This is a genomic window from Streptomyces sp. NPDC017991 (assembly GCF_044328075.1).
GTDB lineage: Bacteria > Actinomycetota > Actinomycetes > Streptomycetales > Streptomycetaceae > Streptomyces.
In genome coordinates this window covers 387,923-401,433 of record NZ_JBIRGP010000004.1, presented here as the reverse complement: position 1 = coordinate 401,433, position 13,511 = coordinate 387,923, and the positions used below count along the sequence as shown (strand labels likewise).

The following is a 13,511-nucleotide window of genomic DNA, read 5'->3' as shown; positions in this document are numbered from 1 at the left end:
CACCCGCTCCTCCCGAGAAAGGGAGGCACGCCAGGAGGAGGGGGTGGTCGACGGGAGGCAGTCGTGCGGACCTCCGTGGGACTGCTCCCACCCTCACGCCATGTCACCGCGCCTGCAACTAACGCGCAGTAAAGCTCACACCAGGACTTGGCCCGCAACGTCTCAGGGCGTCGCGTCCGTGCCCCCGGCCGCCGCCGACTCCTTCGCCCGCGCCTCGTCCGCCAGTTCCTTCGCCCGCGCCGCGTCCGTCAGCTCCTCCGCCCGCGCCGCACCGGCCGGATCCTGCGTCGCCGGCTCCGTCCCCGCCTGCGGGACCTCCACACCGCCGCCCGCCCGCGACGGCTCGGGGTCGGGCCGGGACTCACCGGTCGGCCGTGCCGTGGCCGCCCCCACCACCTCGACCACCGCTCCCGGCCTGAGCACCTTGTACAGCCACATCGCGTCCACGCTGCGCATACCGATCGCGCCGCCGGTGATGTCGTAACTGCCGGGCGCCTTCTCGTCCCAGCTGAGGGCGAGGAGGTAGTTCGTACGGTCGTCGGGGCCGCGCAGCCGTATCACCCAGGTCGCCTTGATGTCGTACGCGCTCCAGCCCGCGACCGCGCCCGGCACCATCGTCGCCTTGTACTTGGCGGTGACCGTCATCAGTCCCGTCGGCGTCGGCGACGTGCCCGCCCCGGCGGAGATGGGCAGGGTGCGTCCCTCGGCGGTCAGTTCCCGCCGGTCGAGGTCCACCGTCGCGGCGGCGACGACCGGAGAGGGCCTGGCGGTCGCGGGGGGCGTTTTCACGCCGTAACTGGCCGCGGGCGGAACCGACCGGGCACTTTCGCCATCAGTGAGCACCACGGCCAGGACCAGGGCCAGCACTCCCGCCCCGGCCGTACCGACGGCGGCCAGCGAGGCCTTGCGGCGCCGGCGGCGGCGTACCGCTCGACGGCGGATCTCCGCGCCCGGGACGGCCACGGGGGTCTCGTGGTCCTGGGCCAACCCGCGCAGTGCGACGGTGAGTTCGGAGCGGTTCGATCCGTCGCCGGGGTCCTCGTGCGCGTGCCCGCGGGCGGGGGTGAGCTCATCGGACACGGTCGTCCTCCCTCTCACCCAGTTCGTCGGCCTCGCCCAGCCGCCGCGCCAGCGCCGCCCGGCCGCGGGACAGCCGGGCCTTGACCGTCCCTGTGGGCGCACCGGTTTCGGAGGCTACCTGTTCGACACTCAAGTCGCACAGATGGTGCAGAACGACGGCCATGCGCTGTGCCTCGGGCAGTTCCCGCAACGCGGCCATCAGCGCGGCCCGTTCCGGCCCGGGCCCCGGGGTGTGCTCCGGCGGCGGATTGCGGCGCACCAGTTCCAGCCAACGCCTGGCCCGCCGCCACCGGCTCACCGCGAGCCGCATCGCGACCGTACGGATCCAGGCTTCGGGCGCCCCGTCGGCGAGGAACTCCCGCCGCCGGTCCCAGGCCCGGACGAATGCCTCCTGGACGACGTCCTGCGCCTCACCGTGGTCACCGGTGAAGGCGTAGAGCTGCCCGGTCAGCCGGGGGAACGCGGCCGCGTAGAACCCGTCGAACTCGTCCTCGGTCATACCCCCCGCCACACCCCCTGCCGCTGTTCTCGGAAGTCCCGTGCAACCCGGCTGCCTCTGTCGTGCGTACAGGTCCCGTACGTCACGTACGCAACACAGGTCGCGTAGGTCGCGTACATCGAAGCACAAGCACCGAGCAGGGCCGATCCGGAGGGAGTGGCGCGCATCGTCGCGCTCGACTGACCATGGACGACGACTTCACCGCCCGCGCCGGGGAGTACTGGCCCCGGCTCACGCGCACGGCCCGTCTGCTGACGGGGAACTCCGCCGACGCGGACAGACGCGCGAGAGCCGCGGTGGCGGAGGTCTACGCGCGGCGCCGCGTCCCGGGCGACGACGCGGAGTTCTACGTACGGCGGGCTCTGGTACGGGGTTTCCTGCGACGGAGGCCACGGCTGGTCGCCCGTCCACTCGGGCGCTTTTGGCGTTCTGGGGGCTCCTGGGGTTCCGGGGGTTCTGGAGGCCCCGGGGGTTCTGGACGCTCTCGGCACTCCCGGAACTCCGGGCGTGCCGGGTACACGCCGGAGCCGTACGTGCCCGATCCGCTCGACCCGCTCACCGAGGTGCTGGCCGGCCTCCCGCCCCGTCGGCGGGCCGTGGCCGTGCTCCGGCACTGGGACGGCCTGACCCACCGCGAGATCGCCGCGCTCCTCAACTCCTCGCGGGGGGCGGTGAAAGCGGTGGACCGCCGGGCGGCGACGGCCCTGCGCGCTCACGCCGCGTACCGGGAGGACCCGCTCGGCCCGCATGAGTCGCATGGCCCGCTCGGGCCGCACGGCGGGGGCCCGGTCTCGTCCCTTCCCGCGACCGCCATCGAGGCGGCCGGGCGCACGCTCCGCAAGCAGCGCCGGCGCACCACCGCGGTGCTCACCTCCGTGGGCGCCCTGCTCCTCGTACCCCTGGTCGTGGGAGCGGTGCGCGGCACGGGCTCCGGGTCCGGGTCCGGTGGGGTCACGGTCTCCGAGGAGAGGGCGGCGGTCCGCGTCGTGACACCGGGCGAACGCGTCACCGCCGCGCCCGGTGTGCAGTTCTGGCTCTCCAAGGACGGCACGCACCTGTCGGCACCGGGGCAGCCGAACCAGTTCCGCGACGCCGGAGAGGGCGGCTCGGGTCAGGGCGGCTCGGGGAAGGGCGGGGCCGGTGGTCCCGCCCTGACTCTCTGGGTGGATTCCACGAGCGGGAAACGGCTCTTCCTCTCCGGCATCCACCGGGGCAGCCGCGAGGCGTCCCGCGTCGAAGTCCGCACGACCGAGGGCACGTTCACCGCCCGTCTGCTCACCCTGGCGGGCTCCCCCGGCTGGTCCGCCTGGTACGTGGACGCCCGGCTCACCGGCAGCGACACGTCCTCGCCGGGCATCACGGTGAAGGCCTACGACTCCGCCGGCACACTCCTCGCACGGACGGACTCCCCCTCATGAACGCCCGCGTGAAGACCCGTACGAAGACCCGCGTGAACGCCCGCGATCTACTCCGCCGCGGCGGCGCCCGCCTCCGCGGCATCGGCACGTTCCTGCGGCGGACACGGGTCCGCCGGCGCCGCACCCGCGTCCGCCGCCTCCGCCGCTTGCTGGCCGCCCTGCTGACGCTGTTCCTCCTCGCGTGCGCCGCGGTCGTCGTCGCGTACCGGATGACGCCCATCCCCGAGCCGCACCCGGAGACCGTCAGCCAGAGCACGGTCTTCGTGGACGCCGGGGGCGAGTACCTCGGCAGGCGCGGACCGGTCGACCGCCAGGACATCCCCCTCAAGCAGGTCCCGCGGCACGTCCAGGACGCCGTGATCGCCGCGGAGAACCGCTCCTTCCGCACGGACTCGGGGGTCGCCCCCTCCGCGATCCTGCGGGCCGCGCTCGCGACCGTGACGGGGGGCGACCGCCAGGGCGGCTCCACGATCACGCAGCAGTACGTGAAGAACGCCCTGCTGACCCCCGAGCAGTCCCTCGAACGCAAGGCGCACGAGGCCCTCATCGCCGTGAAGCTGGACCGCACGAGGGCCAAGGACGACATCCTGGCGGGCTACCTCAACACCGTGTACTTCGGCCGCGGCGCCGCCGGCGTCGAGTCGGCCGCGCGCAACTACTTCGGCGTCGGCGCCCGCGACCTGACGGTCTCCCAGGGCGCCGCCCTCGCCTCCATCCTCAACCTGCCCTCGTACTACGAGCGGGCGGGCGCGGACGCGAAGGTGACCGGGACGCTGGAGCGCCGCTGGGTGTGGGTGCTCGACGCGATGGCGGACTCGGGCGCGATCAGCGCCCGCGAGCGGACGGCCGCCCGCTTTCCCGCCTTCCGCTTCTACCCGCCGGGCGGCTCGAACGGCCAGCGCCAGTACCTGATCGACACGGCGTCCGCGGAGGCCGCCGACCGGCTCGGCATCACGGAGGACCAGTTGGCGCGCGGCGGCTACAAGGTGCACACCACCTTCGACCTCGGCCTCCAGGACGAGACGGCCGAGCTGGTGCGCGAGCGGACGCCCGACAGCGACACGGGCGGCACGGGCCGCAAGGACGGCAAGGACGGCAAGGGTGCCGCGGGTGTCAAGGACGCCCGGCTGCACACGGCCGTCGTCGCGACCGTCCCCGGCGACGGCGCCGTCCGGGTGCTGTACGGCGGAGCGGACTACGCCCACCAGCCGTTCAACGACGCCGTGGACGGGGCGGTCGAGGCGGGCACGGTCCTCGAACCGTTCACCTACAAGGGCCTGCGGTTCGGCGACCCGCTGAGCACACTCGTCGAGGAGACGGCTCCCACCCCGCTGCGCCTGAACTCCGCGTACGCCACGCTGGCCGCCGACGGCACCTACGCGGCCCCGTACACCGTCGCGAAGATCACCAAGGCGGGCCGTACGGTCCACACCGCACGTCCGAAGACGCGTACCGCGATGCACGGAAAGGAGGCGGCGGTGGTCACCGAGCTGCTGAACGCGCCGTCCGCCGAGGACGGTGCCTTCGTGCCCGGCGTCAAGGACGGAACCTTGCTGCCGGTCAGGGCCGTGCCCGCCGTGCCGGTCGTGCACTCGGCCGGCGCGGGCAGCGGGCCGGGCGCCCGGACGGCCTGGCGGAGCGTGTACTCGCCCCGGCTCGCCCTCACCCTCGCCCTGTTCGCCGAGCGCGGCGGAAAGCCCGTCCGGGTCGCGGGGCTCACCGGCGACGTCCCGCCCGACTCGTACGCGGCGCTGACGGCGGACGAGGTATGGCGCCTGGCCGGCTCCCCCGGCGGCCGCACCCCACAACACCCCAACCCCAAACCCACCACGGCCCCGGCCCCCTAGGGCCCATGGAATCCACTCCCTGGGACACCTTCCCTGGGCCCCGGGTGCTGGTCGGCGCGTCGGGGTGGTCGGGGCGGCGGGGTGGTCGGTGGGTCACTCGGACAGGTCATCCCGTTGGTGGGGGTGGCGGGGGCGTGATGCTGTGGGCGGGTGCCCGGTGACCATGTCCAGCCAGACCCGCGCATGCTGCTGACCCAGGCGGAACTGGCGGCGCTCGCGGACGCCGTGCACCGCTCCGAGAACGTGGAGGAGTCCGCGGAGCGGCTGCTCGACGAGCTGACGCTGACCCGGCGGCTCCTCGACCACTGCCCGGCCGGTATCGCCGTTCTCGACAGCGAGCTGCGCTACCTCTACCTCAACGACGCGCTCGCCCGGCTCAACGGCGTCCCGGCCGCCGAGCACCTCGGCCGCCGGCTGCGGGACGTGCTGCCGGACCTGGAGTCCTCGGAGCAACTGCTCGCGAAGGTGCTGCGTACGGGAGTTCCGCAGGTCATCACGGTCGGCGGACAGACGCCTGCCGCCACGACGGACGACAACCGGTGGTGGCTGGGCGCCTACCACCGGCTCTCCGGACCGTCCGGAGAGGTCCTCGGCGTGGCCGCCGTAGTGCTGGAGGTCACCGACGCGCTGCGCGGGCGCGAGGACCTCGTCCGGGCGCGCAACCGCATGGCGCTGCTCGACGAGGCGAACCGCAGCACCGGCGCGACCCTCGACCTCGGCCAGGCCTGTCAGGCGCTCGCCGACCTGCTGGTGCCGCGCTTCGCGGACTACGCGGCGGTGGACGTGGTGGACCCGGAGGGCACGCCCCAGGTGCCCTCGGACCGGTACCCGCTGCGGCTGCGCCGGATCGCGCTCGCCACCACACCGGAACTCGCGGAGGTGTCCTCGCCGCTCGGCCTCCTCGGCGAGTTCGTCGTGTACCGGGCCGGGTCCCCCATGGCCCACGTGCTGGCCGAACGGCGCCCGCTCGTCCTCACCCACCCCGCCGACGAGGCCCTGCGCCAGTTCTCGCTGTCGAACGAACGCAAGGAGCACTTCCGCCGGATGGGCGCGCACTCCGGGATCTATCTGCCCCTCGCGGTCCACGAGGAGGTGGTGGGCGCAGTGATCGTGTTCCGGGCCGGTGACTCCGCCCACCTCACCGACGCGGACGCCCAACTGCTCGGCGACCTCACCGACCGGGCCGCCACGGGCATCGCGCACGCCGTCCGCTACACCCGCGAGCACGAGACGGCACTGGAGATGCAGCGGGCCTTCCTGAACACGCCGACCGTCACGGGCCCCGGTGTGGAGACCCTGGGCCGCTATCTGCCGGCGGGCGCGGGGGCGGAGGTGGGCGGCGACTGGTTCGACACGCTCGCGCTGCCCCACGGCCGCACCCTGCTGGTGGTGGGTGACGTCATGGGGCACGGGATCCGCGCGGCCGCCGCGATGAGCGAGTACCGCTCGGTGCTGCGCACCCTGGCCGTCCAGAGCAGCACCCCGGACTTCATCCTGCTCCAGGCCGAACGCACCGCGCTCACCCTGGAGTTGGACCGGGTCGCGACCTGCCTGCTGGCCCTCCTGGACCCCCGCAGGGAATGCGCCACCTTCTCCAACGCCGGCCACGTCCCCCCGCTGCTCGTGGCCCCCGACGGCACCCGCACCCTGCTCAGCCTCCCGGTCGCGCCGCCCCTGGGGGTGGGCCTGGGCTCCTTCTCGGCCACCACGGTCCCCGTCTCTCCCGGCTCGGTCCTCCTGCTGTGCACGGACGGCCTGATCGAACGCCGCGACCGTGACATCGAGACCGGCCTCACCGCCCTGGCCGACCTCCCCATCGACCCGGCGGCCCCCCTCCCCGCCCTGCTGGAAACGGTCACCGCACACCTGGACCCGGCCACCTCGGAGGACGACGTGGCCATCCTCCTGGCCCGCACCGGCCCCTCCCCCTCACACACGGACCACCTGCCCTGGCTCCCCCAGGGCTGGATGCACGAGCGGAACCCACCGCCGGGCTGACCCGCCACCCGACAGGGCGGGCACGTCACGCGGCAGGCAGTCACACGGCGGGCACGTCACGCGGTGGGCATGTCCGGCTCCAGGCGGACCGTCGCGTCGATCATCGTGTCCAGCATCGAGGACGACCGCGGCCAGCCCTCGTAACGGACGCTCAGTTCGCGGCCGTTCGTCTCCACCGAGGCCACGCCGTACGGCAGGTCGAGTCGGCGTATGTCCCGACGGCGCAGCCGTGCGGTCGGACGGCGCTCGGGCAGAAGGACCAGAATCGTCGTCAGTTCCGCCATCACCTCACCCGTGTCCTCCGTCGAGCAGACGACACCCACCTCGGTGCCTTCCCGGCGGCCCAGGGCGAACAGGCTGCCGGGGTACCAGGAACTCGCGGACAGCTGCCATCGCGTCGCATCGCCGGTGAACGCCGTCGTAGCGGTGCCGAAGCACCCCTCGTTGCGGGCGGCCCACGCGGACAGGACCCCCTGGCTCACCGTCCGGCGCTGCGCCGACTCTCGCGCGTCACGCAGTGCCACACCGGTGAGCACGGCGACCAACGCGACCGTGATCACGAGCACGAACAGGGACAACTGCCAGGGGAATCCGAAGAAGAGACCGGTCACCACGAGCACCGCCGACGCGCTCACCGCGATGAACAAGCCCTCTTTCAGCGCTTCACTGTCTTCGTCGCTGGACGGCATGGAACGCAGTACACCACCGACCGCGACGGACCGACACCGCCCCGCACGAGGGATCCGGACGCCGTGCCGGGGTTCCCGCTCACTCCTCGACGACGATGGTTCCTATGGCAGATTCCGGGCCCGGCCCCTCCGGGCGGTCGACCTTCCACCAGCCCAGTACGTCCTCGTACTCCGGCTGGGGGATCGCACGGCCTTCGGCAGTCATCAGGCGTCCCTGATACGCCTGGGCGTACCGTGCGCGGACCGAGTACACGCCGGGTTCGTCGGGGACGACGAGCTCGCACGACACACTCACCCACTCCGCCGGACCCGGGTTGTCCTCCGCCAACGCCTCGACGCTCGTACCGGCGTTGACCACCTTCGGGCCGCCCCCGCTGCGCTGCTTGCCGTTCCACACCGACGCCTGGGCCCGGTCCTCGCCCGCCAGTCCGACGATCACCTGGTTGACGGCGTTGCCGCACGCCGAGCAGTCGTGCAGCACCTCGAACTCGATCCGGTGCGAACCGCCTCCCCGCACTCTCACCACGGCACCCCCGCCGTCGATCCGCACCTCACGGATCCTGAACCGCGACGGCTCCACCATCTCGGTGCCGGGCGCGGGAACCGTGGTGCGGCGGACATCGCTGTGACTCGTCTTGTCGGTCATGAGCCAAGTCAACAGGCCACCACTGACAACGACTCAGCGGTTCACCAACTCACCGCTTCTCGTACGGGTCCGAAGGCGCCGTCGTCCTCCTCACCGCCACGGCGTCCAGTACGGGGCGGGCCGCGTCCGTGCCCGGTTTCCCCGTGGGGTGCCAGGTTCCGGTGACCGTCACCCAGGTGTCGGCCGCCGGGGCGTCCTCGCCGCGGATCTCGACCTTCAACGCCTGTGCGTCGGCGGCGCAGCAGGTGACGAGCAGCCGGGCCACGGACCAGGTGCCGTCGTCGTCGCGGGTCACGAAGCCGGTCAGCCGGACCGTGCGCCCCGTCAGGGACGCGCCCGTGTCCCACTCCGCCCGCGAGGCGAAGGCGCCCAGGGTCAGGTCGAGGGGGTCCCCGGCCGGGAGCTCCGGGAAGGTGCCGGCCCCCTGCGCCGCGACCCTCGCCTCCTCGCGTTCCGCGCTGTACGAGCCGAGCGCTGGCGGCGGGAAGAGGAGGAGGGCCAGGGCCGGCGCGGTGAGGAGCCAGGCGATGCGGGGGTTACGGGTGTGGTCGTGGTCGTGGGCGTCCGACCGGTCGGGGTCGGCGGCTTCATCGCCGCTTTCACCCCCGTCCTCGTCTCCCTCTCCCTCTCCCTCTTCCTCGTCCTCTTCGTCCTCGTGGGTCCGGGCGAGCAGCCCCAGCAGGCCGAGTGCGATCAGGGCCGCGCCGGAGACGATCAGGTACGGGCGCAGGCCCTCCTTCACATAGCGCAGGTACAACTCGCTGAAGAAGGCGATCCGCAGCAGGGCAGCACCGCAGAGGATCAGCAGCACGCCCTGCGGACGCAGACGCAGACGCAGGCGCAGGGGGCTCACAGCAGCCACCCGCCCACCAGCACGCTGCTCACCACGGCCACCACCCAGGTCACGGACGAGAACCGCACCGCGAACGCCCGCCCGAAGGTCCCCGCCTGGAGGGCGATGAGCTTCAGGTCGACCATGGGCCCGACGACCATGAAGGCCAGCCGGGCCGTGGGCGAGAACCCGGTCAGCGAGGCCGCCACGAAGGCGTCCGCCTCGGAACACACGCACAGCACGACGGCGAGGACGGCGAGCAGCAGCACCGACAGCCAGGGCGAGCCGGTGAACACGTCGAGCAGGGACCGCGGCACCAGGATGTTGAACGTCGCCGCGGCGGCCGCCCCCAGCACGAGGAAGCCCCCGGCGTGCAGGAAGTCGTGCTGGAGTCCGTCCCGGAATCCCCGCCAGCCGCCCGTCCCGAAAGCTCCGCCACCCCCGTGCCGTACGGACGGCAGCCACTCCTCCTTGCCGAACCGCACCCACAGCCACCCCATCGCGACGGCGGTGGCGAGGGACGCGACGAGCCGGGCGCCGACCATGGCCGGATTGCCCGGGAAGGCGATGGACGTGGCGACGAGGACGACCGGGTTGATGGCGGGCGCGGACAGCAGGAAGGCGAGCGCGGCGGCCGGGGCGACCCCGCGCCGCATCAGACTGTCCGCCACGGGCACGGACGCGCACTCGCACCCCGGGAGCACGGCCCCGGCCGCTCCGGCGACGGGTACGGCGAGCGCCGGGTTCTTCGGCAGTACGCGTCGGAAGACCCGCTCGGGAACGAACGCGCCGATCGCCGCCGACACGACCGTGCCCAGCAGAAGGAAGGGGATGCCCTGTACGGCGACGGCGGTGAACACGGTCCACCAGGCGGCCATGGCGGGGGTGGCGAGATCGAGCACGACCATGGGCCCGAGCACCGACCCGACGGTGCCGATGGCGAGCAACGCCACCCCACCGACCACCGCGTACACGAGCGCCCGGGCCACCACCCGCACCCCGTCGGCTACGTTCCGTCCGTTCTCCATAGGTTCGAGCAGGCTAACGGCAGGTCCTGTGCACACCTGCGGAGGGCCTGGGAGAACCCTGTCAGCGGAACCGGCGCGACCAGCCCCCACCGAACCCGCGGAGCGACCCGGGTGGAGCCCTTAGTGAGGAACCGCGTTCGCCGCACTCACCAGCGCGGCGAACGCAACCACGGCCGCACCGAACGCCACTATGAAACGAGCCGGAAGGTAGCGCGTGGCAATGCGTCGGAACACGGCGACAACCTCGCAACGTCAACGTAGGCCAGCGTATTAAATATGCTTCATCGTGCGCTTAACGCGCCGCTTAACCTAGGGCGTGTTCGCCTCCGGGGCAAGGGCCGCATTGAGCCGATCGACGGCCGCGCCGCAAGACTTAACTTGCCCGTTTCAACAGGAAGTTGGATAGCGGACAGGTGTAACTCGGCTTACTGGCATGCTTACGCCATGGCCGAGCGCGACGACCCGGGAATCATCGGGCGCAGAGTGCAGCAACTGCGTACGGAACGCGGGCTGACACAGAAACAACTGGCGGAACCCGCCTACACCCCCGCGTACGTCTCCACGCTGGAGGCAGGACGCGTACGGCCCTCCGAGGAGGCACTGCGGCACATCGCCGAACGGCTCGGGGTCGCCTACGAGGAACTGGCCACCGGGCGGCCCGCCCACCTCGCCACCGACCTGCGGCTGCGGCTCACCGACGCCCAGCGCACGCTGGCGACCGGCGAGGCGGAGATCGCCGCCGAGCAGTACACCGCGCTGCTCGCCGAGGCGCAGGCCCACGGCCTGAACGCCGAGTGCGCCGCCGCCCTGCTCGGTCTCGGCGAGTGCGCCATGGACACCGGCGACCTGGCGACGGCCCGGCTGCGCTTCGAGGAGTCGGAGAAGCGGCTCGCGGACGAACCGCTGCCCGTCCGGGTCCCGGCCCTGCGCGGCCGTGCGGTCTCGCACTACCTCGCGGGCGAACTCCGGTACGCCTGTTATCTGCTCGAATCCGCCATCGACGAGCTGAACAAGGGCGGGCTGCACGACCCGGACGCCCTGCTGCTGCTCTACTCGGCGGTGATCGCGCCCTACATGGACATGGGGGCGCACGCGCGGGCGGCGCAGGCGGCGGAGTTCGCGCTCGCGCTGGCCCCGCAGGTCGGCGACCCCGCACTGCTGGCTCGTATGCACCGGTCCGTCGCCCGCACGATGATCGCCGAGGGGCGGATGGCCGAGGCCGACGCGTCCCTGGGCAAGGCGGCGGAGCTGTACCGGCAGCTCCAGATCCGTACCGAGCTGGCCAACTGCCACTGGATGCGCGGGTACTTGTACGCGCAGAACGGTGATCTGGAGCGTGCCGAGAGCGAGTTGCGCGAGGCGCAGGCCATGCACTCCGCGCAGCGCGCCGCGCTCTACACCAGCCAGGTCGCGGTGGAACTGGCGGACGTGCTCCACCGGCGCGGCAAGTCGGAGGAGGCCGCGACCCTCCTGCACGGCGTCCTGGGCGACCTCAGCTCGGAGCGCGGGGCCGTCCACTCCGCGGGCGCGCACCGGCTGCTCGGCATCATCGCGGAGGACAGCCGGGACACCGAGACGGCCGAGGAGCACTACGTGCGTGCGCTCAGCCTGCTGGAGCGGGCGGGCGCGGCGGGCGACCTGGCCGATCTGTGCCGCCTCCTCGGGGACCTGCTGCGGCGTACGGGCCGGATCGACGCGGCGCTGGACGCGTACCGCACGGGCCTCGGGCACCGGACGGCCCCCGGCACGACGACCCTGGGGCCGGCCCCGGCCCATCCGCCCCTCTGACCGACACGTTGTCACGATGTGACGGAAACCATCCAAAACACCCCTCCTGATACCACTCCGCCCGCTTTACGGTGGACGGATGTCGCTCCCTGCCCCCTTGGCCCCCCTCGTCGAGATCGCCCGCACGTACGCGCCGCGCTTCGCGGAGTTCGCGTTCGAGCCGGCGTTCACGGCGGCGGTGGACCAGCATGTGGCGGAGTTGCGCGAGCGGCTGACGGCGGCGGGCCCGGGTCTGGTCCCGCTCCCGCCGGACCGCGAGACCCTCACGGACTACGCCCTCGGCTTCCTGGACGGGCTCGCGGAGACGGACTGGCGGGAGCCGGTGGGCCACGACTACGCGGTGTGCCGGCTGACGGCGATCAGCTGGCTGATCGACCTGCACGGCCTGATCCCGCCCCAACGTGACCACTAGCCGTGGGGGCGGGGCCGTACGGTCCATTTACGGCTGCGGGCCGGTGGGGGCCGTCCGCGCAGTTCCCCGCGCCCCTGAAAAGCGGGGCTGCGCCCCAGCTTTTCGTCTTTCAGGGGCGCGGGGAACTGCGCGCTCAGCCCCCACCGCCCCGCGGATGACAGCCGGACCGGGGCGCAGCCCCGCCTCTAGGGGCGCGGGGAACTGCGCGACGAGCCCCCACCGGCCCGCGGATGACGTGCGGCCGTCACATGTCCATCGTCGAGCCGGCGCCGGCGCCGGAGTCCGGGCCCGCGGCCCGGTCCGTACGTTCCCGCGCCGGCTGCCCGCGCAGGGCATCGTCCCGGCCCGACTGATACGCCGACATGCTCCCCTTCGCGTTCAGCGACTCCCGCTCAGCCGTGTCCAGCCACCGCTCCCACCGCTGCCGCATCGGCATGATCATGCCGCCGCCCACACCGACGATCAGGATGCCCGCCACGGCCGCGAGCGCCGCGTACAGGACCGGCTGCGTGACCGCCGTGGCGATACCCGCCTGGCCGAGCGCCGCGATCACGCCCAGCGCGAGGATGCACGCCCACATCATGGTCGCGACCGTCCTCCCGTAGGAGACGGACGACAGCGCGCTGCCCACGATCGTGCGGACCGCGTTCGCGACGGCCATCGCGATCACCACGAGGACCACGGCGACGATGCCGCGCGGCAGCCAGGCCACGATCCCGTTGATCATCTCGCTGACGGGGTTGGCGCCGAAGACGCCGAGCGCGAGCTGCAGTGTGATCAGCATCAGCGCGTAGTACACGATCTTGCAGACGATCCCCGTCATGTCGTACTTGGACTCGCTGAGCAGCCGTTCCGTGCCGGCCCGCTCCGACAGGCGCTCGGAGCCCGCCTTGCGCAGGACCCGGTCCAGTACGCGGGCGATCATCTTCGAGATGATCCAGCCGATCACCAGGATGACGAGGAACCCGATGAGTTTGGGGACGAATGTCGCGATCTTCGACCAGGCGTCGTCGAGCCCCTGGGTGAAGTTGATGGCGAGCGTGCCTGCCATGCCGCACTTCCTTCGGTGGGTGTCGTCCCCCTCCCTCGTGGATAGCAGCGGCACCCGGCCACGACCGCGCTGAACACCGCCATACGAGTGATACGCGCCATATACGGGCGACGGTCGGCCCCGGCGTACGGACGCCGGTGTCGGCCGCACTGGAGATGTTCGTCGACCCCTAGGGCCGCCTAGTGCCCCTATGGCCTGTCGTCAGGACCTGTCGTCAGGGGCT

12 protein-coding genes are annotated in these 13,511 nt (G+C 72.5%); 5 read left to right on the top strand and 7 right to left on the bottom strand.

What is annotated here, in order from left to right; genetic code table 11:
* Positions 1–162 precede the first annotated feature (162 nt).
* The gene (locus ACH4DZ_RS14545; protein WP_398287406.1) at positions 163–1,080 is read right to left on the bottom strand and encodes a L,D-transpeptidase; all 918 of its coding nucleotides are present in this window, start codon (positions 1,078–1,080) and stop codon (positions 163–165) included.
* Entirely contained in the window at positions 1,070–1,579 is a 510-nt protein-coding gene (locus tag ACH4DZ_RS14540; protein WP_398287405.1) for a SigE family RNA polymerase sigma factor, read from the bottom strand. The genes ACH4DZ_RS14545 and ACH4DZ_RS14540 overlap by 11 nt, the downstream gene beginning before the upstream one ends.
* 533 nt (positions 1,580–2,112) lie before the next feature.
* Here ACH4DZ_RS14540 and ACH4DZ_RS14535 point away from each other — a divergent pair.
* The 3 genes from ACH4DZ_RS14535 (at position 2,113) to ACH4DZ_RS14525 (ending at position 6,842) form a co-directional block, all read left to right on the top strand.
* On the top strand, positions 2,113–2,997 hold the full coding sequence (locus ACH4DZ_RS14535; RefSeq protein WP_398287404.1) for an RNA polymerase sigma factor: 885 nt from the start codon (positions 2,113–2,115) through the stop codon (positions 2,995–2,997).
* Positions 2,994–4,844 (top strand): transglycosylase domain-containing protein, encoded by a 1,851-nt coding sequence (locus ACH4DZ_RS14530; protein ID WP_398287403.1) that lies wholly within the window; start codon positions 2,994–2,996, stop codon positions 4,842–4,844. Before ACH4DZ_RS14535 ends, ACH4DZ_RS14530 begins: the two co-directional genes overlap by 4 nt.
* Before the next feature lie 183 nt (positions 4,845–5,027).
* On the top strand, positions 5,028–6,842 hold the full coding sequence (locus ACH4DZ_RS14525; protein WP_398287402.1) for a SpoIIE family protein phosphatase: 1,815 nt from the start codon (positions 5,028–5,030) through the stop codon (positions 6,840–6,842).
* A 56-nt stretch (positions 6,843–6,898) separates the two neighbouring features.
* Here the strand turns inward: ACH4DZ_RS14525 and ACH4DZ_RS14520 are convergent, their stop codons facing one another.
* From ACH4DZ_RS14520 to ACH4DZ_RS14505, 4 genes are all read right to left on the bottom strand, one after another.
* The gene (locus ACH4DZ_RS14520) at positions 6,899–7,531 is read right to left on the bottom strand and encodes a hypothetical protein (protein ID WP_398287400.1); all 633 of its coding nucleotides are present in this window, start codon (positions 7,529–7,531) and stop codon (positions 6,899–6,901) included.
* A 79-nt stretch (positions 7,532–7,610) separates the two neighbouring features.
* Complete coding sequence (locus tag ACH4DZ_RS14515) at positions 7,611–8,177, bottom strand: hypothetical protein (RefSeq protein WP_398287399.1); 567 nt, start codon at positions 8,175–8,177, stop codon at positions 7,611–7,613.
* Positions 8,178–8,226: 49 nt separating this feature from the next.
* On the bottom strand, positions 8,227–9,009 hold the full coding sequence (locus ACH4DZ_RS14510; protein WP_398287749.1) for a TIGR03943 family putative permease subunit: 783 nt from the start codon (positions 9,007–9,009) through the stop codon (positions 8,227–8,229).
* A 17-nt stretch (positions 9,010–9,026) separates the two neighbouring features.
* On the bottom strand, positions 9,027–10,037 hold the full coding sequence (locus tag ACH4DZ_RS14505; protein ID WP_398287398.1) for a permease: 1,011 nt from the start codon (positions 10,035–10,037) through the stop codon (positions 9,027–9,029).
* 444 nt (positions 10,038–10,481) lie between these two features.
* Here ACH4DZ_RS14505 and ACH4DZ_RS14500 point away from each other — a divergent pair, with 444 nt between their 5' ends.
* A complete protein-coding gene (locus ACH4DZ_RS14500; protein ID WP_398287397.1) occupies positions 10,482–11,825 on the top strand; it encodes a helix-turn-helix domain-containing protein in 1,344 nt (447 codons plus the stop codon).
* Between the two features lie 79 nt (positions 11,826–11,904).
* Positions 11,905–12,237 (top strand): DUF6401 family natural product biosynthesis protein, encoded by a 333-nt coding sequence (locus ACH4DZ_RS14495; protein WP_398287396.1) that lies wholly within the window; start codon positions 11,905–11,907, stop codon positions 12,235–12,237.
* A gap of 244 nt (positions 12,238–12,481) precedes the next feature.
* Here the strand turns inward: ACH4DZ_RS14495 and ACH4DZ_RS14490 are convergent, their stop codons facing one another.
* The gene (locus ACH4DZ_RS14490) at positions 12,482–13,288 is read right to left on the bottom strand and encodes a hypothetical protein (RefSeq protein ID WP_398287395.1); all 807 of its coding nucleotides are present in this window, start codon (positions 13,286–13,288) and stop codon (positions 12,482–12,484) included.
* Positions 13,289–13,511: the final 223 nt, after the last annotated feature.

What these genes read in the sequence shown, in the direction of transcription:
- ACH4DZ_RS14530 (WP_398287403.1), top strand. Translation starts at nt 2,994, where the DNA reads ATGAACGCCCGCGTGAAGACCCGTACGAAGACCCGCGTGAACGCCCGC.
- ACH4DZ_RS14490 (WP_398287395.1), bottom strand. Translation starts at nt 13,288, where the DNA reads ATGGCAGGCACGCTCGCCATCAACTTCACCCAGGGGCTCGACGACGCC.
- ACH4DZ_RS14515 (WP_398287399.1), bottom strand. Translation starts at nt 8,177, where the DNA reads ATGACCGACAAGACGAGTCACAGCGATGTCCGCCGCACCACGGTTCCC.
- ACH4DZ_RS14500 (WP_398287397.1), top strand. Translation starts at nt 10,482, where the DNA reads ATGGCCGAGCGCGACGACCCGGGAATCATCGGGCGCAGAGTGCAGCAA.
- ACH4DZ_RS14525 (WP_398287402.1), top strand. Translation starts at nt 5,028, where the DNA reads ATGCTGCTGACCCAGGCGGAACTGGCGGCGCTCGCGGACGCCGTGCAC.
- ACH4DZ_RS14540 (WP_398287405.1), bottom strand. Translation starts at nt 1,579, where the DNA reads ATGACCGAGGACGAGTTCGACGGGTTCTACGCGGCCGCGTTCCCCCGG.
- ACH4DZ_RS14505 (WP_398287398.1), bottom strand. Translation starts at nt 10,037, where the DNA reads ATGGAGAACGGACGGAACGTAGCCGACGGGGTGCGGGTGGTGGCCCGG.
- ACH4DZ_RS14495 (WP_398287396.1), top strand. Translation starts at nt 11,905, where the DNA reads ATGTCGCTCCCTGCCCCCTTGGCCCCCCTCGTCGAGATCGCCCGCACG.
- ACH4DZ_RS14520 (WP_398287400.1), bottom strand. Translation starts at nt 7,531, where the DNA reads ATGCCGTCCAGCGACGAAGACAGTGAAGCGCTGAAAGAGGGCTTGTTC.